Raw genomic sequence first — 25260 nt, forward strand, 5'->3', positions numbered from 1 at the left:
CGGGGCACCGATGCTGCGATACGTATTACGGCGGCTTCTGACCGCCATCCCGACGCTGTTCGTCATCGTGACCATGGCGTTTTTCCTGATGCGCGTCGCGCCGGGCGGCCCATTCAACCAAGAGCGGGGGCTGAGCCCCGAGATCAAGGCCAATCTCGAAGCCCAGTTCGGCCTCAACGACCCGCTCTGGCTGCAATTCGTCCATTATCTCGGCAATCTGCTGCGCGGCAATTTCGGCCCGAGCTACAACATGCCGGACTTCACCGTCACCGAACTCTTCGCCAAGGGCCTGCCTATATCGGTTCAGCTCGGCGCCTCGGCGCTCGTCCTGGCGCTGCTGCTCGGTTGTGTGCTCGGCACCATTGCGGCGCTTAACCAGAACAAGCTTGGCGACTATACGGTGATCGCGCTGGCGACGGCCGGCAGCACCATCCCAACCTTCGTCATCGCGCCGGTGATCCAACTCCTGTTCGGGCTGACCTGGAGGCTGCTGCCGATCGGTGGGTGGGGCGATGGCGCTTTCATCAACAAGGTCGGTCCGGTGTTGACGCTCGCTCTGCCGCAGATCGCCATCGTCGCCCGGCTGATGCGTGGCTCGATGATCGAATCCTTGCGGTCCCATCACATCCGCACGGCGCGCGCGCTCGGCCTGTCCGATTGGTCGGTGGTGGTCAAGCACGCGCTGCGCGGCGCCATCCTGCCGATCGTCTCCTTCACCGGTCCGGCGGCGGCGGCATTGCTGACCGGCTCGGTCATTGTCGAGACGATCTTCTCCATTCCAGGCGTTGGCCGCTATTTCGTCGATGCCGCGCTCAATCGTGACTACACGCTGGTGATGGGAACGGTGGTGGTGATCGCCATCTTTACCATTGTCTTCAACCTGATCGTCGACGTCATGTACGCGGTCGTCGATCCGAGGGTGCGCTATGACTGACATCGCAGCCACAGCCGCCCCCGCCGTCATCGGCCGTTCACTCTGGGGGGATGCCTGGGCGCGTCTCAAGGCCAATCGCGCCGCCATGTTCAGCCTGTACTACCTTGCCCTGATCGGTGTCGTCAGCGTATTCGGGCCGTGGTTCGTGCCACATCAATACACTACCATCTATGCCGACTATGTGCGCATGCCGCCAAGCCTGTCAGCCTATCCGAAGGCCGACATGGTCGAGACGGCGCTTACCGAAGCGATCAAGCGCATGCGGGTCGAGATCAAGGAGTGGCGGCAGGAAGGCAACCAGGTCTTCGTCACCGTCAAGTCGACCAGGCCGATCGACGATCGCAACATCCGTTATCTCGACCGTTCCGATGCCTTTGACGGCACCAAGATCGAGAGCAAGTCGCCCGACGGTCTTGAAGCGACGATGAGCGCCTCGATCAAGCAGCAATATTTCCTGTTCGGCACCGACAACACCGGCCGGGACCTATTGTCGCGCACGCTGATGGCCGGGCGCATATCGCTGGCCATCGGCCTGCTCGCGGGTGTCGTGGCGGTGGTCATCGGCGTGGTCTACGGGGCCGCTGCCGGCTTTGCCGGCGGCAAAATCGACGAGGTGATGATGCGCATCGTCGACGTGCTCTATTCCTTGCCCTTCATCTTCTTCGTCATCATGCTGGTGGTGTTCTTCGGCCGCAACTTCGTGCTGATGTTCCTGGCGGTCGGCGCCGTGCTGTGGCTCGACATGGCGCGGATCGTGCGCGGCCAGGCGCTGTCGATCCGCCGGCAGGAGTATGTCCAGGCGGCGGAAGCCATGGGTGTCGGCCAGCGCGGTATCCTGCTGCGCCACGTCATTCCCAATCTGCTCGGCCCGGTGGTCATCTACATGACGCTGCTGGTGCCGCAGGTCATCATCCTGGAGAGTTTCCTGTCATTCCTGGGGCTCGGCGTGCAGGAGCCGATGACCAGCTGGGGCGTGCTGATCTCGGTCGGCGCCAAGAACATCGGCACCGCCAACTGGCTGCTCCTGTTCCCCGCCTTCTTCCTCGTCTCGACGCTGTTCGCGCTGAATTTCGTCGGCGACGGCCTGCGCGACGCACTTGACCCAAGGGATCGCTAAGATGGGGATCGCCGAGATGGCTGCTTCCGAAACGATCCTCAGCGTCAAGGATCTGCGTGTCCGCTTCCGCACGCTTGACGGCGCCGTCGAAGCAGTCAAGGGCATCAACATCCATGTCAAATCTGGCGAGACCGTTGCCGTGGTTGGCGAATCCGGGTCCGGCAAAAGCCAGACGATGATGGCGGCGATGAGCCTGCTGGCATCGAATGGGGAAGCGACAGGCAGCGTCGATTATCGCGGCCGCAATCTTCTGACGCTTAGCAAATCCGAGCTCAACCAGGTTCGTGGCCGCAAGATCAGCATGATCTTTCAGGAGCCGATGACTTCGCTCGATCCGCTCTATTCGATTGGCAATCAGTTGATCGAGCCGATCCGCCGGCACCGGGGCCTGAATGCCCCCGACGCGCGGGAAGAGGCGCTCAAGCTGCTGCGGCTGGTGCATATTCCCGATCCCGAGCGGCGGATGAAATCCTATCCGCATGAAATGTCCGGTGGCCAGCGCCAGCGTGTGATGATCGCGATGGCGCTCGCCAACGACCCTGACATATTGATCGCCGACGAGCCGACGACGGCGCTCGACGTGACCATCCAGGCGCAGATCCTGATGCTTCTGGCCGAATTGCAGCGCAAGCTCGGCATGGCGATCGTCTTCATCACCCACGATCTTGGCATCGTCCGCCGCTTTGCCGACCGGGTCTATGTCATGCGCCAGGGCGAGGTTGTCGAGGAGGGGGAGGCGGAGGCCATCTTCGTCAATCCCCAGCATGCCTACACGAAAATGCTGCTGGCGTCCGAGCCGACCGGCAGCAAGGCGCCGCCGCCCGCCAATGCTCCGGTGCTGCTTGAAGGCAGAAATGTCGAAGTGACGTTCAGGATTGGCGGCGGGTTTCTTGCTGGTGAACCGCTGATGCTGCGTGCCGTCGATCACATCTCGATCCGGCTGCAGCGCAACCAGACCATCGGCATCGTTGGTGAATCCGGCTCGGGCAAGTCGACGCTCGGCCGCGCCTTGCTGCGGCTGTTGCCGAGCGACGGGCTTATCCGTTTCGGCGATCGCGACATTTCCCAAGCCGACAGGCAGGCGATGCGGCCGCTGCGGCGCCAGATGCAGCTTGTCTTCCAGGACCCGTTCGGCTCGCTGTCGCCGCGCATGACCGTCGGCCAGGTCATCACCGAAGGACTTCTGGTGCATGAGCCTGATCTCTCGGGCAAGCAGCGTGATCAACGCGCGGTCGACGCCTTGCGCGAGGTCGGCCTCGACCCCAACGCACGCAATCGCTACCCGCACGAATTCTCCGGCGGCCAGCGGCAGCGCATCGCCATTGCTCGCGCCATGATCCTGAAGCCCAGGCTGGTGGTATTGGATGAGCCGACCTCGGCGCTCGATCGCTCTGTGCAGAAACAGATCGTCGAACTGTTGCGCAAGCTGCAGGCGGACCACGAATTGTCCTATCTCTTCATCAGCCACGATCTGTCGGTCGTGCGCGCCATGGCCGACTACATCATCGTCATGAAACAGGGCAAGATCGTCGAGGAGGGGCCGACCGAGGCGATCTTCAGCGATCCGCGGCACGCTTACACACAGACGCTGATGGCCGCCGCGATCGACATGACGCGATTTCGCCTGAGCGCCTGAACCAGGCTTCGCACCGATACACTGGCTGTCCGCTCAATTTGTGGAGCTCGGGCACTTGCGTGCTCGCACAGCGGCAATGGCATCCTGTTGCTGCTTGAGCCGGTCGATCCTGGCTGTTTCACGGTTGGCCACCGCGGTCTTCACGCGTGAGCCGCCGAGCAGCCAGCGTGGAACATTGGTGTTGGCGACCTTGCCGCGCGTGATTGCCGTTTGCGAGATGTCACGGGCGACGTCTCCCATCGCCCTGTTGAGGTCGGTGCACGTCATCGAATCGTATTTCGCTGGATCGACGGTTCTGCCGAGCGATGAACAGCCAGCGACGAGAACCAGCGTCATCACGAGAATCAAGGGCGAGGCTGTGGTTGAATTCAAATTCATGTCGCACTCGGCCCGCCGTTCACTGACTCCATCAAGTTCACGACCCTAAGACCGACAGACCTTTTCGTCAAAATATGCGGCCTCGAAGAAACCTCCCACTGGGCCCGGCCTTTGCGGCCGACGCAGGAACATCTCAGTCACTGGAATTGCTATCTGCCGAGTGTTGGGCTCAATCGCTGGCAAACGGAGAGTACCGGTTCCGGCGACGTCGGGGCGGCCTTTCCTACGCTGCCTCGGCCACGAACCTCGACGGGGGGCAACCGCCGAGCACTGTCTGAGCGATGTCGGCGTCATTTTCATCGACATGCGCCGTCACCAGAACGACCCCTTCGGCAACCTCCTGATCATCCGCCTTTATGGCGGCCGTGGCGAATGTTCCAAACAGACCGGCAACGCCGCCACAGACCGCGCCAGCCACCGCTGTTGGCAATACGCCCGCAGCAACAGGATTGATGCCATAGGCCGCAACGGCACTCAGGCAGACCAACCCGCCGGCGGCAGCGCCAAATAACGATCCCAAAGCGGAAACCCGAAGAGATCCCGCCTCGTCATTGTAAGGCCCGATGATCGCGATCTGTACGCGAGGAATTCCGGCTGCCACCAAGTCGCTGGCGACCCGCGCCGCATCGACGGGGGAATCAAAAAGTCTGCAAATCGTCGGCATGGTCGCTTAACGCTTCTGGCTGTTCAGCGTCGTCTCGGTGAGGAATGACGCGGCAATCAGATCGTCAACCTCGATTGGGCCCTCGCCGCCCTCCATGATGGCTGCGACCTTCTGGAAGGTCTTCATCTCGTCTTCGGTAATCTGGGCTTCCTGCATCCTGGCTTTGATCTCTGTCATGCGCATGCTCAGGGCATAGGATTTCTTGGTCTCACGGTTCGACATGCTGCTGCTCATAGTTCATTGATCATTTTTTGCCCGCCACTCGAATTTGGGGCAAGGGCAAACGTTTCCAACCCTGGACTTCGGTCGGGGAGGGGTCGGACCTAAGTCTGGTCGTGGGCCGCAATGGTCTTGCCGACGGCGCCGCCAAAGCATGACCCCGGAATGCGTGCCAAAAGGCCTTTCGTGGCCCGACTCATCAAGAATCGGGCCGGAGATCTGCGATCAGTACCCGTCGTTTTCGATCACAACGGGATGGTGCCGATGGTGGTGACGATGGGTGGAGACGGAACCTGTCACGACAACAGTATCGCGGTGATGATGCCGGCGCCCATGGTCATAGAACGCTACGGTACCATGGCGGCGGTGGTGCAAGCGCTGACCGTCTTCGTTGATGATCTTGACGCTTTCGTGATGTCGATGATGGGTTCTAACAACCACATCGGCTTCGGCTGCCGAAGCCACAACGGGCAGTCCAAGGGAAAGCGCCAACGCGCACATGATCATTGTTTTCATTGCAGTTTCTCCATTTTCTTAATTAGCCCTTCATTGGATAAACTGCCCCTGATCGCTTTGGTTCCGGTCGTCCGGCATCGACCCGAACGTTCACTGGTCATCGCTGGATCTCGTCAAACGGCGGAACATTAGGCGTGCCTGATGGTTTATTTCCCGCAGCCGGAATCACGATTTGGTGTCTGCTGCGGATCAGTCGGCAAAGGCTGGTCGGCCCGCGTTCTCTGCCAGAGGCGCGGGCTTCCCAGGCAACAGGAGAGAGATAATGAACAATATCATTTGGCTCGTTGGAGCTGTGGTCATCGTGATAGCGATCTTGAGCTTTTTTGGCCTCCGCTGAGGGGGACGCGCGTACCAGTCGGGATGTTTACCCGAAACTGTCCGCGAGCGCACGCATGAAGGCATCAGGCGGCCGGTTGACTGGTTACTGTCCAGTGCAACGGGCATCGCTGTCGGCCGGGTCACAGAGGCACGGCGAATAGAAATTCGCCCATCCGACTGGCGGGGGACGCGAGTAATCTCGCTTGAGGGGCAGGCGGAGCGCCGAAGTCGGGATGCGCTAACTGTTTGTTTTCTCTGGTCGGAGTGGCAGGATTTGAACCTGCGACCCCCTCGTCCCGAACGAGGTGCGCTACCAGGCTGCGCTACACTCCGTGACCAGACCGCGGGCTTATAGCCGCCACACTTGGTTCCTGCAAGCGGCACGGCGGCACTTCTGTCGCATTTCGTCGGCTTTCGTCGAGCATTGCCCGAAAGGCCCGGATTCCCTTCCGGAATAAACATGGCTTAAAGCCTTGTGTGCTAAGCCGCAGCCCTCGACAATTCGTAATTTCGGCCATTCGGAGTTTCCAGTCTTGTCCTTCAGCATCGTTGGCGACGCCCGGCCCAACAGTTTCGAATTCGAAACCACAGCGCTGATCAAGCCATCCGGCTTTCGCGAATATGATGCGCGCTGGTGGTTCGGCCATCCCGGCTCCGCGCAACGACCGGAACTCAATCTGATCGGCGTCCAGGCGCTCGGCATGGGGCTTGGTACGCTGATCCGCCGTCTCGGCGCCGGTCCCGATATCATTACCGGGCATGATTTCCGCTCCTATTCGCTGTCGATCAAACTGGCCCTGGTGTCCGGTTTGATGGCTGCAGGCGCACGGGTGAGGGACATCGGACTGGCGTTGTCGCCGATGGCGTATTTCGCTCAGTTCGCTTTGGATACGCCCTCGGTCGCCATGGTCACCGCTTCGCACAACGAAAATGGCTGGACCGGCGTCAAGATGGGTGCGGCGCGGCCGCTGACCTTCGGCCCGGGTGAGATGAGCGCGCTGAAAGCAATCGTGCTGTCCGGCGATTTTGACCTTATCGGCGGCGGCTCCTACGATTTCATCCGTGACTTTCGCGCGACCTATCTCGACGATCTGACCCGCGACAAGCGCATCGCCCGAAAACTGAAAGTGGTCGCAGCCTGCGGCAATGGCACCGCCGGCGCCTTCGCGCCGCAAGCGTTGCAGCGCATCGGCTGCGAGGTCATCGCGCTCGACGTCGAGCTCGACCATACATTTCCGCGCTACAATCCCAATCCCGAGGACATGCGGATGCTGCATGCCATCCGGGACAAGGTGCTGGCATCAGGCGCCGACATGGGCCTTGGCTTCGACGGCGATGGCGACCGCTGCGGTGTCGTCGACAATGAAGGCAATGAAATTTTTGCCGACAAGGTCGGTGTGATGCTGGCAAGGGATATTTCCAGCCAGCATCCCAACTCGACCTTCGTCGTCGACGTCAAATCGACCGGCCTGTTCCATACCGACGCAATGCTGCGCGCCAATGGCGCCGTCACTGACTATTGGAAAACCGGCCATTCCTACATCAAGCGCCGCGTCGCCGAACTCGGTGCTGTCGCCGGTTTCGAAAAGTCGGGTCATTTCTTTTTCAATCCGCCGATCGGGCGCGGATATGACGACGGCCTGGTCACCGCCATCGCCATCTGCCAGATGCTGGATCGCAGCCCGGGCAGTTCGATGGCCGATCTTTATCGCGCGCTGCCGCTGACCTTTGGCACGCCGACCATGTCGCCGCACTGCGCGGACGAGGTGAAGTATGGTGTGGTCGAACGGGTGGTTGCCGACTTTCAGGCCATGAAGCGGGATGGAAGGGTTTTCGCTGGGCAGAAGATCGCAGACCTCATCACCGTCAACGGCGTGCGCGTCGTCGCCGATGACGGCACCTGGGGGCTGGTGCGCGCCTCGTCGAACAAACCGGAACTGGTCGTGGTGGTCGAAAGCCCGGTGTCGTCGCAGCGTCGACGGGAGATGTTCGAGGCTGTCGACGCCGTGCTGCGCCGCAGCTCCGAGGTGGGCGCCTACAACCAGACCTTTTGAATGGTAGTTGAATGACCGAGCGGATCGTCAGTTTTGTCATGAGCGGTGGCGTCGGCTCGCGGCTGTGGCCGCTGTCGCGCGAGGACAACCCCAAGCAGTTCCACGATCTGTCCGGCGACGGCTCGATGCTGGCCAAGACCTTGCGTCGGCTGACCGCCCGGCTGGAAGGCGGAACGCCGATCTTCCTGATCGCCGCGGAGCGCCATGCTGATCGCGTTCACGCCGATCTTGCTGGTCTCGACCTCGCCGGCGGCGGTCCGCTGTTCGAGCCGACCGGGCGCAACACAGCCGCCGCCGTCGCACTGGCGACGCTGCGCACACTGTCCGAGTTCGGCGACAGCCTGGTGCTGGTGGTGCCGTCTGACCATGAGATATCGACCCCGCGCCAGTTTTGGCAGAGCGTCGAAGCCGGCACCGAGGCTGCGCGCGTCGGCAGGCTGGTGGTGTTCGGCATCAAGCCGACGCAACCAGAGACCGGCTATGGCTATATCGAGGTCGCGGCCGAAAGCGGCGGCACCTTCGACGTGTCGCGCTTCGTCGAAAAGCCGGATATTGCGACTGCGCAGAGCTATCTCAAGGCCGGAAATTTCTACTGGAACACCGGCATCTTCCTGTTTCGCGCCAGCACCATGCGTGACGCCTTCATAGCGTTCCAGCCGGATATCTGGCAGGCCACCGAAGCAGCCTACAAGGCGGCGACATCGGATCTGTCGGGCCTTTACATGCCGCTGGAACTCTACGCCGCCATTCCGTCGAACTCGATCGACTACGCCATCATGGAGCGGGCAAAAGACATCGCCATGGTTCCGGCGGGCTTCCGCTGGAACGATCTCGGCTCGTGGCAGTCGCTGCTCGATGTCGGCCCCGCAGACGACCGGGGCAATGTCATCATCGGCGATGTCGTCGCCATCGATTGCGAGAATTCCTACATTCGCAGCGACGGCCGCCTGCTGTCGGCGATCGGCATGAAGGATATCGCCATCGTTTCGACATCGGATGCCACCTTCGTCGCCCCGGTCAGCCACAGCCAACACGCCAAGAAGATCGTCGAGCAGCTCGAAAAATCGGGTCGCCTGGAAACCAGGTTCACGCCGGCGCATGACCGCGTCATCGAAAGCGGCGCCTGGCGCCGGCGCGTGCATCACTGGCTGTTTCAGGAGACCTTGCCGCTGTGGTCGACATCGGGGGTCGACGAACGCCATGGCGGCTTTCACGAAGCGCTCGGCCTGGACGCCTCGCCGTTGATGAAGCCCAAGCGCATGCGCACCATGGCAAGACAGGTCTATGCTTTCGCCGTCGCCCGGGCGCGCGGCTGGGACGGCCCGGCCGATCGGTTGATCAGCCACGGCATCGCCTTCATGGCCGGCAAGGGCCGCACCGACAAAGGCGGCTGGGTTCGCACGCTGAATGTCGACGGTTCGGTCGCCGACGCCACCGAGGATGCCTACGATCATTCCTGCGTGCTCCTGGCACTGGCGCATGCGCATATGTCAGGCAATCCCGACGCCTTGCGCCTCGGCGAGGAAACCTTCGCCTTTCTCGATGCGCATCTCGAAGACAGCCGCATGACCGGCTTTCTTGAGACATCGGACGGCAAAGGCGAGCGCCGCTCCAACCCGCATATGCACCTGCTCGAGGCCTTTCTCGCCTGGCACCAGGCGACCGGCGAGCGCGCCCATCTGCGGCGCGCGGCACGTATCATCGACCTCTTCCGCAGTCATTTCTTCGATCCGGAAAGCTGGACGCTTGGCGAGTATTTCGATGCCGAATGGAAACCCTCCACCGGCGAGAAAGGGTCATGGACCGAGCCCGGCCACCATTTCGAATGGGCCTCTTTGCTGGTAGATTTCGCCGGGCGTAGCGGCCAGGCCGAGTTGAGCGGCTTTGCCCGAAAACTTTACGCGTCGGCCACTGCCAATGGCCTCAACCGCGCCACCGGGCTTGCCTATGGCGCCGTCTCCAGGCAAGGCCTGCCGCTCGACCTGATATCCCGCAGTTGGCCGCAGGCCGAAGCCGTGAAGGCGGCGATCGCGCTGGATGGCTCTGGCGGCCCCGATCTCAAGCCGGAAATCGAAGCGCGCGTCGGCCGGCTGTTCCGCTGGCACATCGACCCGGCGCCGCTCGGCCTGTGGATCGATCGCATCGACGAGCGCGGCCGCTCGCTGGCATCGGACGTTCCTGCCAGCATCTTCTATCATCTGGTCTGCGCGCTGACGCAGTATCTTGATGGGACGGTGGAGAAGGGATGAGCCCGTATTGAGAGGCCGGCCTCTCAATACGGGCTCGCTACATCCCCAGTCTCGACATACACCGACTTCAGCTGCGAATAGAGTGCCAGTGCCGCCAGTGAATTCTCACGTCCGATGCCTGACTGCTTGAAGCCGCCGAACGGGATTTCCACCGGCGTCAGATTGTAGGCGTTGATCCAGCAGGTGCCAGCCTGCAACTCGGCGATGACGCGGTGGGCGCGCGGCAGGTCGCGCGTGAAGACGCCGGCGGCAAGGCCGAATTCGGTGTCGTTGGCGCGGTCGATCACCTCGTCCTCATCGTCGAACTTCAGCACGCTCATGACAGGCCCGAAAATCTCTTCGCGGGCGATGCGCATTGTGTCGGCGACGCCGGTGAACACCGTCGGCTCGACAAAGAATCCGCCTTGGAAACCCTGCAGCGACGGCACGTTGCCGCCGCAGGCAAGCGTTGCTCCGTCCTGCTTGCCGATTTCGATATAGCCGACCACCTTGTCATGCTGCGCCTTGGAGACCAGCGGACCCATCTGGGTTTCGGGGTCGAGCGGGTCGCCGATGCGGATTTTTTTGGTCCGCTCGACAAGGCGTTCGACGAAGCGGTCGTGAATGCCGTTTTGCACGAAGACCCGCGTGCCGTTGGAGCAGATCTGGCCGGTCGAATAGAAATTGCCGAGCATGGCGCCGCCAATGGCGTTCTCGATGTCGGCATCGTCGAACACGATCAGCGGCGACTTGCCGCCGAGCTCCATCGTCGCGTGCTTCATTTTTGAGCCGGCCAGCGACAGCACCTTGCGGCCGGTCAGCACCGAACCGGTCACCGACACCTTGGCGACGACATCGTGGCCGACAAGCCCGGCGCCGACATCGCCATAGCCCTGCACGACGTTGAACAAGCCGTCGGGCAGCCCGGCCTCGCTGTAGATCTCCGCCAGTGCGAGTGCTGAAAGCGGCGTGTTTTCCGATGGCTTGAACACCATGGCATTGCCCATGGCGAGTGCCGGTGCCGATTTCCAGCCGGCGATCTGGATCGGATAGTTCCAGGCGCCGATGCCGACACAGACGCCGAGCGCTTCGCGCCTTGTGTAGGCGAAGGGTCCGCCGAGATCGACCGACTCGCCATTGTAGGCGGCGACGGCGCCGCCGAAATATTCAAGGCAGTCCGCGGCGGAAGGCGCGTCCGCCACCAGCGTTTCCTGGACCGCCTTGCCGGTGTCCAACGTCTCGATGCGGGCGAGGTCGGCATTTCGGGCGCGCAATATGTCGGCGGCGCGGCGCAGGATGCGCCCGCGCTCGACCGGTTTCAGCCGCGCCCAAGCGGGCTGCGCCGCCCGCGCTGCCTCGACGGCGAGCTCCAGCACGTTCGGCGTCGCCGAACGTAGCATGGCGATGGTCTCACCGGTTGCCGGATAGATGACCGGCAGCGGCGCGCCGCCTTCGTCCTCGATGTAGCGTCCATTGACATAGTGCGATGCCGTGGGCTGGGCGCGCATGGTTTTCTCCAGATGTATTCGCTACCAAGTCCGTTCGACAATGCCCTATCGATCCGCGACCTGCCAGCGCGGATTGATCCATGGTTCCTGGTTGGACGGCGCCAGCGGCGTGCGGCCAAGGATGTGGTCGGAAGCCTTTTCGCCGGTCATGATCGAGGGTGCATTGAGATTGCCGTTGGTGACGCGCGGGAAGATCGAGGAATCGGCGACCCGCAATCCTTCGACGCCGATGACCCGGCACTCCGGATCGACGACACTCATCATGTCGTCGGCGCGGCCCATCTTGCAGGTGCCGCAAGGATGGTAGGCGCTCTCTGCGTGATCCCTGATGAAGATGTCGAGATCGTCGTCCGACTGCACGTGGCTGCCAGGCGATATTTCCTTGCCCCGATAGGGGTCGAACGCCGACTGGCCGAAGATCTCGCGCGTCAGCCGGATGCAGTGGCGGAACTCCGCCCAGTCGTCGGGATGCGACATGTAGTTGAAGTGGATCACCGGCTTCGATTTCGGGTCCGGCGAGCGCAGCGTCACAGAGCCGCGCGACTTCGAGCGCATCGGCCCGACATGCGCCTGGAAGCCGTGCGACTTGGCCGCCGCCTTGCCGTCATAACGGACAGCCGCAGGGATGAAATGGTACTGGATATCGGGGTAGTCGACGCCGGCGCGCGAGCGCACGAAGGCCGCCGCTTCGAAATGGTTGGTGGCGCCAAGCCCGGTCTTGAGGAACAGCCACTGCGCGCCGATGAGCGCTTTCGAGAACGGATTCAGCACCGAATTGAGCGTGATCGGCAGCAATGATTCCTGCTGGATGTAGAGCTCCATATGGTCCTGCAGGTTGCGGCCGACGCCGGGTCTGTCGGCCACCACGGCAATGCCGTTTTCGCGCAAATGCTCGGCCGGGCCGATGCCGGACAGCATCAGGATCTTGGGCGAATTGATCGACGAGGCGGCGACGATCACCTCACGTCGCGCCTTAACGACCTGAATCTTTTTGTGAGCTTCGATCTCGACGCCGATGGCGCGTTGATTCTCGATGATCACCCGCCGCGCAAAGCCCTTGACCAGACTCACATTTTTGCGCTTCAGCGCCGGCTTCAGATAGGCTGATGCCGCCGACCAGCGGCGGCCGCCGCTGATGGTCTGCTCCATCGGCCCAAACCCTTCCTGCTTGGAACCATTGTAGTCGTCGGTCAGCTCGAACCCGGCCTGGCGTCCGGCCTCGACGAAGGCGCCGTAGAGCGGATTGCGGCGCGAGCCGCGCTGCACATGCAGCGGACCGCCGTGACCCCGCCAGCCATCCTCGCCGCCATCCGAGTCCTCCATGCGCTTGAAATAGGGGAGCACGTCGGCGAAGCTCCAGCCGGCCGCACCCTCTTCGGCCCAATGGTCGAAGTCGCGGGCATGGCCGCGCACATAGACCATGCCGTTGATCGAAGACGAGCCGCCGATGACCTTGCCGCGCGGCGTCGCCAGCACGCGGCCGCCGAGATGCGGCTCCGGCTCGCTGGCAAAGCCCCAGTCGTAGAGGCTCATGTTGAGCGGGATCGACAGTGCCGACGGCATCTGGATCAGCGGCCCGATATCGGTCCCGCCGAATTCGATGACGATGACCGAATGCTTGCCGTCCTCCGACAGGCGGTAGGCCATGGCCGAGCCGGCCGAGCCGGAGCCGATGATGACGAAATCCGCTTCAAGCATGGTTCATATGCGCCATAAAATCGGCGAGCGAGACATTGCCGCCGGTAGCCACAACCAGGACGGTTTTGCCCGCCACATCCACCTCGCCGCCGAGCAGTGCCGCCAGCGAGGCGGCGCCGGACGGTTCGAGCACCAGCTTCATGCGCTCGAACGCGATCCGCATCGCCCGGCGGACAGACGCGTCGTCGACGGTGATGCCGCGAACACCCGCGGTCTTGACCGCGGCAAACGGCGCGTCGCCTGGCCGTCGCGACATCAGTCCGTCGCAGATCGATTTCGGCCCGATTGGCATCGTCTCGATGGCGCCATGCGCCAGCGACGAGCCCATGCCGTTGAAACCTTCCGGTTCGACGCCGATGATCTCAGTGGCGGGCGACAGATAGTGGAAGGCAAGCGAAACGCCGCCGATCAGTCCGCCGCCGCCGACCGAGCAGAACAAAAGATCAGCGCTGGCACCTTTGGCTTCGAGTTGGTCGAGCGCTTCGAGGCCGGCGCCCGCCTGGCCGGCGACGATCTCCGGATCGTCGAATGGATGCAGCAGCGCCAGCCCCTCGGTCTCGGCGATCTCGCGTGCCTTGGCGGCCGCGACTTCCTCACGTGCGCGCTCGCCGTGGTCGGTCAGCACGACACGAGCGCCATAGCCTGCCGTGGCGTCGCGCTTGGCGGCCGGTGCGTCGATCGGCATGACGATGGTGACCGGAATGGCAAGCGCTTGGCCGGCGGCCGCCAGCCCTTGCGCGAAATTGCCGGAGGAGTAGGCGACGACGCCCTTCTTCGCTTCGTCAGCTGAAAGCTGCTTCAGCCGCCAATAGGCACCGCGCACCTTGAACGAGCCGGCCCATTGCAGCGATTCCGGCTTGATGAAGACGCGGGCCGCACCCGTCTCGCGGGCCAGTGCCGTCGATTCCAGCAGCGGCGTGATCTGCGTCGCCCGGGATGTGACGGCATAGGCCTGCTTGAGATGGTCGAGGGAGGGGACGAGAAGGTCTGACATCATTCGCCTCGCGGATACCTTTTGCTCTCTTCGAGATTGTCTAGGTTCATGTGATTGCGCATGTAACGCTCGGACGCTTTTTGCAGCGGCTGGAAATCCCAGGGGTAATAGGCGCCGTTGCGCAGCGCCGGATAGACGACCCAGCGGCGCGCCTGGCTTTCGCGGACAGCGGCGTCGAAGCCGGCCATGTCCCAGCGCGCCTGGACCTTGTCCATGAATACCGCCACTAGGTCCGCATTGGCCGCGTCGTCGGCCAGATTGTCCCGTTCGAGCGGATCGGCTTCGAGATCGAACAGTTGCGGCGGATCGAGTTCGCAATGGACGAATTTGTATCTGCCGTCGCGGATCGCCACCAAAGGCGCGTTGGACCCTTCGGCGGCATACTCCATCAACACCGGCGCGGTGCGCTCAATGCCCTCGGTGAGCGGCAGCAGCGACTGGCCGTCGGTCCACGGCGCGATCGCGGCGATGTCGATGCCGGCGAGGTCGCAAAGCGTCGGTGCCACGTCGAGATTGGAAACCGGCGTTTCGATCAGCCCGGCCGGCACACCCTTGCCCGCAATCATCAGCGGCACCCGCGCCGAGCCCTCGAAGAAGCTCATCTTGAACCACAGGCCGCGCTCGCCGAGCATGTCGCCGTGGTCCGAGCAGAACAGGATGATTGTGTCGTCGGCCATGCGGGTGCGCTCGAGAACATCCAGGATCTCGCCCAGCTTGTCGTCGACATAGGAGATGTTGGCGAAATAGCCCTGCCGCGAACGACGCACCTGTTCCGGCGTGATCTCGAAAGAAGGATAGTCGCTGGCGTGGTACAGCCGCTGCGAATGCGCATCCTGCTCGTCATGCGCGATGAACCCGGTTTCCGGATCCAGCGCCTGGCAATACTCATAGAGATCCCAATATTGCTTGCGCGCGACATAGGGATCGTGCGGGTGCGACAGCGAGACGGTGAGGCACCAGGGCCGATGGCTCGCATCGTCCTGTTCGCGCGAAAGCTGATAGAGCTTCTGTGTGGCCAGGAACACGACCTCGTCGTCATACTCCATCTGGTTGGTGATCTCGGCAACGCCGGCGCCGGTCACCGAGCCCAGATTGTGATACCACCAGTCGATACGCTCGCCGGGCTTGCGGTAGTCCGGCGTCCAGCCGAAATCGGCAGGGTAGATGTCGGTCGTCAGCCGCTCCTCGAAACCGTGCAACTGGTCCGGCCCGACGAAATGCATTTTGCCCGACAGGCAGGTGTAGTAGCCGGCGGCGCGCAGATGATGGGCAAAGGTGGGGATCGATGAGGCGAATTCGGCCGCATTGTCATAGACGCCGGTGCGCGACGGCAACTGTCCGCTCATGAACGAAGCACGCCCTGGCGCGCAGAGCGGCGAGGCCGTGTAGTTGTTGGCAAAGCGCGCCGAACGCGCGGCCAACGCTTTCAGATGCGGTGTGTGCAGAAACTCCGCCGGGCCGTCCGGAAACAGGGTTCCGTTGAGCTGGTCGACCATGACGATCAGAAAATTTCGCTTAATTGTCACTTTTGCGCCGCTCGCCGAGTTTTGTTTCGAGATAGTCCTCGACCAGCGCGATCGCGGTCGCGGCATCGGGCACGCCGTCTTTCAGCGCCCGCCTGATGTAGAGCCCGTCGATCATCGCCGCTGTCGCTTCGGCGGCGCGGTCGGCTTCGGCTCTGGGCAAGATGCCGACAAGCCCGCTCATCAGGTTCGAATGCAGTCGCCGCGCATAGACCCTGAGCAGTCGGCGCAACGCCGATGATTTCTGCGCCTCGACATAGAAGGCGAGCCAGGCGGCGATGGTTTCCGGCTGGAACTGGATGTCGGAGAAGTTGACGGCGACCACCGCCGAGACGCGCTCGCGCGCGGTATTGGCCGAACCAAGGGCGCGCAACGTGTCGGCGGTCAGTTCGGCCAGGATGTGGCGCATCGTTGCCAGCAGCAGCTCGTCCTTGGCGCCGAAATAGTGATGGGCAAGGGCCGACGAAACCCCTGCGCGCCCGGCGATTTCGGACATGGTCACGTCGAGCGAGCCGCGCTCGCCGATCGCCGAGATCGTCGCGTCGATAAGCGCCTTGCGGCGCAGCGGTTCCATTCCGATTTTCGGCATCTTGCAATGATCCCTTTCGAGTAGGATTATTTTTTATTGACGGGTCAATCAACAAAAAAATCAGCACTGGCGTCGCCTGTACCAAGCGATTGTCTGCTCCCAGCCCTTCACGAGGCGAGCAGGATTGTTTATATTTGAACAATAGAGGCGAAATGCGCCGTGGCCCACATGCTAGGCTGGCGCCAAGGATGGAGACCGCCATGACCGCATGCATCGCTGGCTGGGCGCATTCGCGCTTCGGCAAGCTCGAGGGCGAAACGCTCGAGAACCTCATCGTCAAGGTCGCTACGGACGCGCTCGACCATGCCGGCATCGGTCCCGACGAGGTCGACGAGATCGTGCTCGGCCACTTCAATGCCGGCTTTTCGGCACAGGATTTTACCGCCAGCCTGGTGCTGCAGGCCGACGACCGGCTGCGCTTCAAGCCGGCGACGCGCGTCGAGAACGCTTGCGCCACCGGATCGGCGGCGGTCCGCCAGGGCATCCGTGCCATCGACGCGAATGCCGCTCGCATCGTGCTGGTGGTCGGCGCGGAGCAGATGACGACAACGCCGGGGCCGGAGATCGGCAAAAACCTGCTCAAGGCGTCCTATCTGCCCGAGGACGGCGAGACACCGGCGGGTTTCGCTGGCGTCTTCGGCAAGATCGCGCAGGCCTATTTTCAGCGCTACGGCGACCAGTCGGATGCGCTGGCCATGATTGCCGCCAAGAACCACAAGAACGGCGTCGATAATCCCTATGCGCAGATGCGCAAGGATTTCGGCTATGAGTTCTGCCGCCAGGAGAGCGAGAAGAACCCGTTCGTTGCCGGCCCGCTGAAGCGCACCGATTGCTCGCTGGTCTCCGATGGCGCTGCCGCCCTTATCCTCGCCGACACCGCGACGGCACTGAAGATGCGCCGTGCCGTTGCCTTCCGCGCCAACGAGCATGTGCAGGATTTCCTGCCGATGTCGAAGCGCGACATCCTGACCTTCGAAGGCTGCGAACAGGCCTGGACCCGGGCGCTCAAGAACGCCGGCGTGACGCTCGACGATCTCTCCTTCGTCGAAACGCATGACTGCTTCACCATTGCCGAACTGATTGAATATGAGGCGATGGGCCTTGCCAAGCCGGGAGAGGGGGCCAAGCTGGCGCTGGACGGCACAACGGCTAGGGATGGTCGCCTGCCGGTCAATCCATCCGGCGGGCTGAAGGCCAAGGGCCATCCGATCGGCGCCACGGGCGTGTCCATGCATGTCTTGACCGCCATGCAGCTTGTCGGCGAGGCCGGCGGCATCCAGGTGCCGGGCGCAAAACTTGGCGGCATCTTCAACATGGGGGGTGCGGCGGTGGCCAACTACGTTTCCATTCTCGACCGGATCAGATAAACCGCCCGCATTTACGGGAGGGTTCATGACAAATCCGGTTCTGATCGAAGTGTTGCGCGGCGCGGTCGTCGAGAGCGCGCATCGCGGCTCAGTCGCGGTCTTCGATGGCGACGGCAAGCCTGTCTGGGAGATCGGCGACACGGCCAAGCCGGTGTTTCCGCGCTCGGCGGTCAAGGCGATCCAGGCATTGCCGCTGGTCGAAAGCGGGGCGGCCGATGCCTATGGTTTCGGCAACCGCGAACTGGCGCTTGCCTGTGCGTCCCATTCGGGCGAGCCGGCCCATGTCGAACTGGCGCGATCCATGCTGGCCAAGGCCGGGCTGGACGGTTCGGCTCTCGAATGCGGCACGCATTGGCCGTCCAATCATGATGCTGAGATTGCACTCGCCCGCGGCGGCGGCTCGCCGAACGCATTGCACAACAATTGTTCCGGCAAGCATTCCGGCTTCCTCTGCACCTGCGTCCACGCCGGCATTGCACATCGCGGCTATGTCAAGCCGGGACACGGCCTGCAGGAGATGGTGCGCGATGCCATGCAGTCGGTCACGGGCGCTGTCCATGGTGAGGACCAGCGGGCCATCGATGGCTGTTCGATCCCAACCTATGCGGTGCCGCTCAGGAGCTTCGCGCTCGGCTTTGCCCGCATGGCCACGACATCAGGTTTTGGCCCAGAGCGAGCCAAGGCTGCAAAGCGGCTGCTTTCCGCCTGCATGGCCGAGCCCTTCTTGGTTGCCGGCAGCGGCCGCGAAGACGTCGCGCTGATGCAGGCCGCACCAGGGCGGATTTTCACCAAAGGCGGCGCCGAGGGCGTCCATTGTGCCGCAATTCCGGAGCTCGGTCTCGGCATCGCGCTCAAATGCGACGATGGCGCCGGCCGCGCCGGTGAAGCCATGGCTGCCGCCGTCCTTGCCAAACTGTTGCGCGCCGACGAGGCCTTGGCGTTCAAGCTGAGCGAATTGGCAAACACGCCCATCGAAAACCGCAACGGTGCCAAGGTCGGGGCGCTGAGGCCGACAGCAGCCCTCAACTGACGTGATTGCGCTCGACGGTCAGATGCGCATAGCCGGTATTGTCCGATGACGTGAGATCGCCAGTCGCCGGTTCGGCCCAGCGCTGGCCGACAATGGCGCCGTTCAGCGCACCGTCGATGACATTGTCTGAAATGATGGCCGTACCGGCGCCCTCGACCACGGATACGACGATCCCGGTTCCGGCCTTGCGAATGATGTTGCCGGTGGCGACGATATTGCGCAGGTACGGGCCCCAGCCGATCTGCATGCCATAGAGCGGCGTGTTCTCGATGACGTTGTTGGAAACGGTTGTGTCGGCTTCGACGCCGATGCCAACGCCAAACCCTGGCGAGTCGGCGGGGTAGGGGCCGCTGGTCGACAGATTGCGCACAATGTTGCCCGAGCAGACGCCCATGCGGCCGCCTTCGTTGAAATTGACGATCGAGATGCCGTTGGCGGCACCGTCGACGATGTTGTTGCTGATGATGGCGCCTTCGAACGAGAATTCGGAATAGACCGCCGTTTCGCCCGAGCGCGAGCAGGTGTTGCCCGATATCTGCAGGTTGCTGGCGCTGTTGGCCCGGATCGCCGAGAAGGCGCAGTCCGAGACGATGTTGCCCGAGATGACGACATTGCCGGCGCGAAAGGCATTGATGCCGTTGCCGTTCTGCCCGGTTCCGCCGCCGCGTGCCTGGATCCGTTGGACGCGGTTGCCGGTGACCATGGTGCCGTCTTCCGCCGCCTGCCAGCGGTGCACGAGGATGCCGCCATTGGCGCAATCGGAGACGGTGTTGCCCGTGATAGACAGCCCGCCAGCCTCGACCGAGTAAATGCCGGCATCGGCGGCACCCGATATCTCGCTGCGCTCGACCCCGCCCGCCGCATGTTCCAGCGCCAGTCCGTTCTTGCCGCTGCCGGTGATCTGGCAATTGTCGATGGCGAGGTGCGCGATACGGCGCAGATCGAGCAGCCCTTGCGTGTAATCGCCCATCGTGCGGTTCGAACCATCGAAGACCAGACCGCTAAGTTCGATATGGTCGGCCTGTTCGGCCATGAACAGGTGGCCGTCACCGCCGTAAACGATGCGCGTCGCGCCCGGCACGCCGGAAAGACGCACGCGGCCGGGCAGCGAAAGATTGGAGACGACATAGGTGCCGGGCGGCAGGAATATCGGCATGTCGCGGCTGTTTGCGTCACGCAGGAGTTTGGCGAAGGCCTTGCTCTGATCGTCTGATGTGCCGGGCTGCACGCCGAGGTCGGTGGCATTGATCGAGCCGCGGATCGAGGCTTTCTCGATGCCAGTCAGGTTTGCGGCCACCGCCTTGCCAAGCGCAAGCCCCATGACGGCAAAGCCGGCGGTCCCGGTCAGCAGCGTTCGTCTGTTCAACATCGGCACAGAATCCCAGCGTTCAAGCCTGCTTATCGCAGGAATCGTGCCAGCCGTTCTGTCTCTCCTGCCGAGCGCGCGACAATGGCTTGTCGAGCAGCCTCTGCGGGCCTAAGTTCAGGAAATGAGCAGAGCTTTCACCCGCGAGGAAGACAGCGAAAATGCCATTGCCGGTGTAGGTGAACGGCCAGTCAGCCACCATCGCAATCTGGTGACGGAACGCGGCCTGGCGATGATCGACGAGAATCTTGCCGATCTGCGCGACATACTGGCGAAGGCCGAGCGCAAAGCCGACCGCGAGCGCATCGCGGTCGTGTCGCGCGACCTGCGCTATTGGACCGCCCGGCGTGAAAGCGCCGAACTCTCCGCACCGGAGCCGGGCAGCGACGTGGTGCGCTTCGGCATGGGCGTCACGATCGAAGGCGACGACGGCAGGAAGGTGCACTGGAAAATTGTCGGCGAGGACGAAGCCGATCCGGCCAAGGGTAGCATTTCGCATGTTTCGCCGATGGCCATGGCCCTGTTCGGCAAGAAGGTCGGCGACTTGGCCAGCGTCAACGGCAAGGAATGGGAAATCGTCAAGCTGTCCGAGAGCTAATCCTCGAGCTTGACGACATGGTCGCGGAAGAAAGCCGCGGCTCCAGTTTCATCGATCTCGCCAGCAGCGACCATCAAGACCAGTTGAATGACGTCCTGCTGGTCGGCCTCGACGCTCAATCCGTTGAAATAAAGAAACAGATCGGCCGCTGCAAAGGCAGTACGTTTGTTGCCGTCAACGAACGGATGATTTTTGGCGATGCCGAACAGGTATGCCGCCGCCAGTTCGCAAAGATCCGGATCGCCATAAATCTCTCGCTGCTGTGGACGGGAGAGCGCCGACTCCAGCATGCCTTCATCACGTATGCCTGCCGCCCCGCCGTGCAGGCGCAACTGCTCAGCGTGAAGCGACTCCACGAACTCCCTCAAATGATGCTCGGTCATTTCGCGAGCGCACGGTAGGCAACCTCGTACTTTTTCATCCGCTCGCGTGCGATCTTCATCTTACGCTCGAATTCCTCGGCGCTGTCTTCGGTGCGACGCAAACGAAGCTCTTCACCTTCCTGAACGATGACGATGCTGTCGCCTGCCTTCATGTTCAGACGATCGAGCAACTCCTTGGGCAGGATCACACCCTCGGAATTGCCGATCTTGCGAATGGTCGTGTTCATGACAGATATCCTGTTGCAACGCAGATTATAACTCGACCGGCGAGAAGTTGCAACAGATATTATAACAAGTCTAGGCCAGCAGCCGGTCCAGCAGGCGATCCGCTGCTTCCGGTATGACCGTGCCCGGCGGGAAGATCTCGGCAGCTCCCGCCTGCCGCACCGCGTCGTAGTCCTGCGGCGGGATGACGCCGCCGGCGACGATCAGCATGTCGCCGCGGCCGAGCTTTTTCAGCGCGTCGCGCAGTTCGGGGATCAGCGTCAGATGTCCCGCCGCCAGCGACGAGGCGCCGACGATGTGGACGTCCTGTGCGACCGCCAGCCTGGCGATCTCATCGGGTGTCTGGAACATCGCGCCGACGGTGACGTCGAAGCCGAGATCGGCGAAGGCCGTGGCGATGACCTTCTGGCCACGGTCGTGGCCGTCCTGACCCATCTTGGCGACCAGGATGCGCGGCTTGCCGCCGGTCTTCTTCTCGAAGGCGTCAAGCTTGTCCTGCAGACCCTCGACCACGGGATGATCGCCAAGCGCCTTGCGATAGACCCCCGAAATGGTCTGCACCGTGGCGACGTGGCGCCCAAAGGCTCTTTCCAACGCGAATGAAATCTCACCGACCGTGGCATTGGCGCGCGCGGCTAGGATGGCGAACTCCAGCAGGTTTTCGTTGCCCTGCGCAGCGCGGGTCAGCGCATCGAGCGCGCTTTCGACGGCGGCGACGTCGCGCGTGCCCTTCAGCCGTTGCAGCTTCGACAATTGCCGCGCCCTGACTTCGGCATTGTCGATCTTCAGCACGTCGACCTCGATGTCGGTCTCGGGCCGATGGGCATTGACGCCGACCAGCATCTGCTCGCCGGAATCGATGCGCGCCTGCGTGCGTGCGGCGGCTTCCTCGATGCGCAGCTTGGGTATGCCCTGTTCGGTCGCCGCGGCCATGCCGCCGAGCGCCTCGACCTCCTCGATATGGGCAAGGGCGCGCGCCGCCAGATCATGCGTCAGCCGTTCGAGATAGGCCGAACCGCCCCACGGGTCGATGATGCGCGTGGTGCCGGATTCCTTTTGCAGGATGAGCTGCGTGTTGCGGGCGATCCGCGCCGAATGGTCGGTCGGCAGCGCCATCGCCTCGTCGAAGGAATTGGTGTGCAGCGACTGGGTATGGCCCTGCGTTGCAGCCATCGCCTCGATCATGGTGCGGATGATGTTGTTGTAGGGATCCTGCGCCGTCAGCGACCAGCCAGAAGTCTGGCAATGGGTGCGCAGCGACAGCGAGCGCTCGTCCTTGGGCGAAAAATTCTTCTGCATCAGGGTCGCCCACAACAGGCGCGCAGCCCGCAGCTTGGCGACTTCCATGAAGAAATTCATGCCGATGGCCCAGAAGAAGGACAGGCGAGGCGCAAAGCGGTCGATGTCGAGGCCCGCCGCGACGCCGGCGCGGGCATACTCGATGCCATCGGCGATCGTGTAGGCGAGCTCAAGGTCGGCCGTCGCGCCGGCCTCCTGCATGTGATAGCCGGAGATCGATATCGAATTGAACTTCGGCATGTTCTTCGATGTGTATGAGAAGATGTCCGACACGATCCGCATCGAAGGTTTCGGCGGATAGATGTAGGTGTTGCGGACCATGAATTCCTTCAAAATGTCGTTCTGAATGGTCCCGGCGAGATCCTTCTGCGCAACGCCTTGTTCTTCCGCAGCGACGATGTAAAGCGCCATGATCGGCAGCACCGCGCCGTTCATCGTCATCGATACCGTCATCTCGTCGAGCGGAATGCCGTCGAAGAGCTGCCGCATGTCGAGGATGGAATCGATGGCGACGCCCGCCATGCCGACATCGCCGGCAACGCGCGGATGATCGCTGTCATAGCCGCGATGCGTGGCGAGATCGAAGGCGACCGACAGCCCTTTCTGGCCGGCGGCAAGGTTGCGTCGGTAAAAAGCGTTGGAATCTTCGGCCGTCGAGAAACCGGCATATTGCCGGATCGTCCAGGGCTGCTGGACATACATGGTCGGGTAGGGGCCGCGCACGAAGGGCGGCAGGCCGGGATAGGTGTCGAGATGCGGCAGCCCCTTGAGATCGCTTTGATTGTACAGATGCTTGGCAATGAGCCCTTCCGGCGTGGTCCGCTGGCCTTTGACCTCGACAGGCGTGCGGCGTGGGGGGATCCAGCCGATCTGGCCGAAGTCCGGGATCAAGAGCCGGCTCCGATCGATTGGTCGATGCGGACTGGAAACAGCGGCTCGCAGACGGCAACGCCTTCGGTGAAGGCCGGTCGCCGTTCCGCCGCCAGCGTCTCGACCGGGCGTTCGTCTTTTGATGGATAGAGCGTGGTGCCGATGATGGCCCGTTCACCTGTGCGGTAGGCTGCATTGCGCTGCTCCGCCGCTGCGTGGACGCGCTTCTGGATGTGTCCGTCCTGAAGGCTGGACAGGACACCGCCCTCGGCTTCGATCGTCTGCAATTCCGCCCAGGCCAGCTCGCACAATTCCATGGTCAGCGCCTCGACAGCGCCGGAACCATAGGCGGGATCGGCGACATGATCGATATGGCTTTCATTGGCCATGATCAGCTGCGTGTTGCGGGCAACACGACGTGCAAAACCCGCCGGCAGACCATGCGCGATCGTGTGCGGCAGGATGGAGATCGAATCGGCGCCGCCGCACGCCGCAGCAAAGCATGCAATGGTGGTGCGCAGGATGTTGGTCTCCGGGTCCATCGCCGTCATCATGCGAAACGAGTTCTCGGCATGGATACTGGCCGTGGATGTCGGGATCGAACAAGCCTCCTGCACCCGCGCCCAGAGCCTGCGCAGCGCCCGCATCTTGGCTATCGACAGCAACTGGTCCTGGTCGACGCTGAGTGCAAAACCGATATGAGGTGCGGCATAGACAAGCGGCTGCCGCGCCGTCTCGAACATTCTGAGGTAGGAGACAGCCGAAGCCAGCATGATGCCAAGCTCCTGCGCTTCCGTGGCGCCGGCATTGTGGAACACGCGCCCGTCAGCTTCCAGCAGCACGCCCGGAACGCCCATCGCGAAGAAATGCGCCAGCGACTGCGGCATGGAGGCCTGCAGCGCCTCGATCGACATGCGCAGCCGACCGGTTCCCGCGAAGATCGCCGCTGGATCGATGCCGAAGGAGAGGTTGAGCTTTGCCGGGTCCGACCGCCGCTTGCTCAGGAAAGCGACCAGCCAGTCGGCCACGGCGCGGCTCCAGGGATGGGCGTCGATGCGAACCTGGATGCGGTTGAGCGGTATGCCGTCCAGCACCGCCTCCAACGCCTCCGCCGTTCTCGGCAAGCCGTATCCGAACGCGTTCGGCGCCCCCTCGAAGACCAGCGACAATCCCGTGGCACCCTGTGCCACATCCTCCAGCGCTTGGCTTCTGGCGCGGTTGGTGTCGGGATCGTCGATTCGCTGGCTGACGATCCATGGCGATTTCGGGTTTGCGCGCACGATCGGTTCCGCCGCGGTGCTGCGGTCGTAGAGCGGTTCGATACGGATGTTGTCGTCGCTGTGCGAGACCAGCCTTTCCTCGAAGGAAGCGCCTGCCAAAGCCTTTTCCGCCAAGGCGAGCCATCGCTGGCGCTCGATGTTTTCGGGTTCCACGTCCTGGATCAAGGCTCCGGCGCCCATCCGTCCTCCTCGTTTCATGCGGCCGCACCGGCCGGGAGCGGTCCAGTCTACGGTCCCCGGTCCGATATCGCAATGCAATGCGCTTCCAGAGACCGGATTCGATCCATCAGATATAGGTCAGTCCGCGAGGACGACGATTGCCAAACAGCGGCAAAATCCGCAAGCTCCAAAAACCCGATTTGAAAGAATGGGGTGATTTGGACGAATGGCCCGGATTTGGACGAATGGCCCCGATTTGGACGAATGGCCCCGATTTGGACGAATGGCATTGTCGCTGTCCAATGGC

22 protein-coding genes and 1 tRNA gene are annotated in these 25260 nt (G+C 62.8%); 9 read left to right on the forward strand and 14 right to left on the reverse strand.

Annotation, left to right across the window (positions count from 1 at the left end; genetic code table 11):
- Positions 1–10: 10 nt before the first annotated feature.
- The 3 genes from NKJ37_RS18785 to NKJ37_RS18795 are packed head-to-tail and all read left to right on the forward strand — an operon-like array spanning position 11 to position 3687.
- Positions 11–934, forward strand: coding sequence for an ABC transporter permease subunit (locus NKJ37_RS18785; protein WP_027035849.1), 924 nt, complete (start codon positions 11–13; stop codon positions 932–934).
- Positions 927–2051: an ABC transporter permease gene (locus tag NKJ37_RS18790; RefSeq protein ID WP_352441325.1), complete on the forward strand. Its 1125-nt coding sequence runs from the start codon at positions 927–929 to the stop codon at positions 2049–2051. The genes NKJ37_RS18785 and NKJ37_RS18790 overlap by 8 nt, the downstream gene beginning before the upstream one ends.
- A gap of 16 nt (positions 2052–2067) precedes the next feature.
- On the forward strand, positions 2068–3687 hold the full coding sequence (locus tag NKJ37_RS18795) for an ABC transporter ATP-binding protein (RefSeq protein WP_023808496.1): 1620 nt from the start codon (positions 2068–2070) through the stop codon (positions 3685–3687).
- Positions 3688–3720: 33 nt separating this feature from the next.
- Here NKJ37_RS18795 and NKJ37_RS18800 read toward each other — a convergent pair whose 3' ends face one another.
- The 3 genes from NKJ37_RS18800 to NKJ37_RS18810 form a co-directional block, all read right to left on the reverse strand.
- On the reverse strand, positions 3721–4065 hold the full coding sequence (locus tag NKJ37_RS18800) for a hypothetical protein (protein ID WP_023808495.1): 345 nt from the start codon (positions 4063–4065) through the stop codon (positions 3721–3723).
- A 223-nt stretch (positions 4066–4288) separates the two neighbouring features.
- Positions 4289–4729, reverse strand: a complete 441-nt coding sequence (locus tag NKJ37_RS18805) for a hypothetical protein (RefSeq protein ID WP_023808494.1) — start codon at positions 4727–4729, stop codon at positions 4289–4291.
- 6 nt (positions 4730–4735) lie between these two features.
- Positions 4736–4951 carry a hypothetical protein gene (locus NKJ37_RS18810; protein ID WP_127295641.1) on the reverse strand — a complete coding sequence of 72 codons (216 nt, stop codon included), beginning with the start codon at positions 4949–4951 and terminating at the stop codon, positions 4736–4738.
- A gap of 183 nt (positions 4952–5134) precedes the next feature.
- On the opposite strand from NKJ37_RS18810, the gene NKJ37_RS18815 reads away from it, so the two are divergent.
- Positions 5135–5596: a hypothetical protein gene (locus NKJ37_RS18815; protein WP_352441324.1), complete on the forward strand. Its 462-nt coding sequence runs from the start codon at positions 5135–5137 to the stop codon at positions 5594–5596.
- A gap of 442 nt (positions 5597–6038) precedes the next feature.
- On the opposite strand, the gene NKJ37_RS18820 is transcribed toward NKJ37_RS18815, so the two are convergent.
- Positions 6039–6115 (reverse strand) — tRNA-Pro (locus NKJ37_RS18820).
- A 200-nt stretch (positions 6116–6315) separates the two neighbouring features.
- Here NKJ37_RS18820 and NKJ37_RS18825 point away from each other — a divergent pair.
- Positions 6316–7836 carry a phosphomannomutase/phosphoglucomutase gene (locus NKJ37_RS18825; protein ID WP_352441323.1) on the forward strand — a complete coding sequence of 507 codons (1521 nt, stop codon included), beginning with the start codon at positions 6316–6318 and terminating at the stop codon, positions 7834–7836.
- An 11-nt stretch (positions 7837–7847) separates the two neighbouring features.
- Positions 7848–10085 (forward strand): mannose-1-phosphate guanylyltransferase/mannose-6-phosphate isomerase, encoded by a 2238-nt coding sequence (locus NKJ37_RS18830; protein WP_352774650.1) that lies wholly within the window; start codon positions 7848–7850, stop codon positions 10083–10085.
- Positions 10086–10108: 23 nt separating this feature from the next.
- Here the strand turns inward: NKJ37_RS18830 and betB are convergent, their stop codons facing one another.
- Genes betB through betI form a run of 5 tightly spaced genes read right to left on the reverse strand, consistent with a single transcriptional unit; the run spans position 10109 to position 16376 of the window.
- On the reverse strand, positions 10109–11572 hold the full coding sequence (gene betB, locus NKJ37_RS18835; protein ID WP_352774652.1) for a betaine-aldehyde dehydrogenase: 1464 nt from the start codon (positions 11570–11572) through the stop codon (positions 10109–10111).
- Between the two features lie 45 nt (positions 11573–11617).
- A complete protein-coding gene (betA, locus tag NKJ37_RS18840) occupies positions 11618–13270 on the reverse strand; it encodes a choline dehydrogenase (RefSeq protein WP_352441320.1) in 1653 nt (550 codons plus the stop codon).
- Positions 13263–14264, reverse strand: coding sequence for a threonine/serine dehydratase family protein (locus NKJ37_RS18845; RefSeq protein WP_352441319.1), 1002 nt, complete (start codon positions 14262–14264; stop codon positions 13263–13265). Before NKJ37_RS18845 ends, betA begins: the two co-directional genes overlap by 8 nt.
- A complete protein-coding gene (betC, locus tag NKJ37_RS18850; RefSeq protein ID WP_352441318.1) occupies positions 14264–15790 on the reverse strand; it encodes a choline-sulfatase in 1527 nt (508 codons plus the stop codon). Before betC ends, NKJ37_RS18845 begins: the two co-directional genes overlap by 1 nt.
- Positions 15780–16376, reverse strand: coding sequence for a choline-binding transcriptional repressor BetI (betI, locus tag NKJ37_RS18855; protein ID WP_352441317.1), 597 nt, complete (start codon positions 16374–16376; stop codon positions 15780–15782). Before betI ends, betC begins: the two co-directional genes overlap by 11 nt.
- Before the next feature lie 200 nt (positions 16377–16576).
- On the opposite strand from betI, the gene NKJ37_RS18860 reads away from it, so the two are divergent.
- Positions 16577–17743 (forward strand): acetyl-CoA acetyltransferase, encoded by a 1167-nt coding sequence (locus NKJ37_RS18860; RefSeq protein ID WP_352774654.1) that lies wholly within the window; start codon positions 16577–16579, stop codon positions 17741–17743.
- A 25-nt stretch (positions 17744–17768) separates the two neighbouring features.
- On the forward strand, positions 17769–18773 hold the full coding sequence (locus NKJ37_RS18865) for an asparaginase (protein ID WP_352441316.1): 1005 nt from the start codon (positions 17769–17771) through the stop codon (positions 18771–18773).
- Here NKJ37_RS18865 and NKJ37_RS18870 read toward each other — a convergent pair.
- Positions 18766–20142 (reverse strand): TIGR03808 family TAT-translocated repetitive protein, encoded by a 1377-nt coding sequence (locus NKJ37_RS18870; protein ID WP_352774656.1) that lies wholly within the window; start codon positions 20140–20142, stop codon positions 18766–18768. The genes NKJ37_RS18865 and NKJ37_RS18870 overlap by 8 nt on opposite strands.
- A gap of 121 nt (positions 20143–20263) precedes the next feature.
- Between NKJ37_RS18870 and greA the strand changes: the two genes are divergently transcribed.
- On the forward strand, positions 20264–20737 hold the full coding sequence (gene greA / locus NKJ37_RS18875; protein ID WP_352441314.1) for a transcription elongation factor GreA: 474 nt from the start codon (positions 20264–20266) through the stop codon (positions 20735–20737).
- Here the strand turns inward: greA and NKJ37_RS18880 are convergent.
- From NKJ37_RS18880 to NKJ37_RS18895, 4 genes are all read right to left on the reverse strand, one after another.
- Positions 20734–21120: a type II toxin-antitoxin system death-on-curing family toxin gene (locus tag NKJ37_RS18880; protein ID WP_352441313.1), complete on the reverse strand. Its 387-nt coding sequence runs from the start codon at positions 21118–21120 to the stop codon at positions 20734–20736. The two genes, greA and NKJ37_RS18880, sit on opposite strands and share 4 nt — an antisense overlap.
- Positions 21117–21347 (reverse strand): AbrB/MazE/SpoVT family DNA-binding domain-containing protein, encoded by a 231-nt coding sequence (locus NKJ37_RS18885; protein WP_023760503.1) that lies wholly within the window; start codon positions 21345–21347, stop codon positions 21117–21119. Before NKJ37_RS18885 ends, NKJ37_RS18880 begins: the two co-directional genes overlap by 4 nt.
- A gap of 70 nt (positions 21348–21417) precedes the next feature.
- Entirely contained in the window at positions 21418–23535 is a 2118-nt protein-coding gene (gene scpA, locus NKJ37_RS18890; RefSeq protein WP_352441312.1) for a methylmalonyl-CoA mutase, read from the reverse strand.
- Positions 23532–24974, reverse strand: a complete 1443-nt coding sequence (locus NKJ37_RS18895) for a methylmalonyl-CoA mutase subunit beta (RefSeq protein ID WP_352774658.1) — start codon at positions 24972–24974, stop codon at positions 23532–23534. Before NKJ37_RS18895 ends, scpA begins: the two co-directional genes overlap by 4 nt.
- Between the last annotated feature and the right edge of the window lie 286 nt (positions 24975–25260).

The sequence above is a fragment of the Mesorhizobium sp. M0140 genome (assembly GCF_040322475.1).
In the GTDB taxonomy this organism is placed as follows: domain Bacteria; phylum Pseudomonadota; class Alphaproteobacteria; order Rhizobiales; family Rhizobiaceae; genus Mesorhizobium.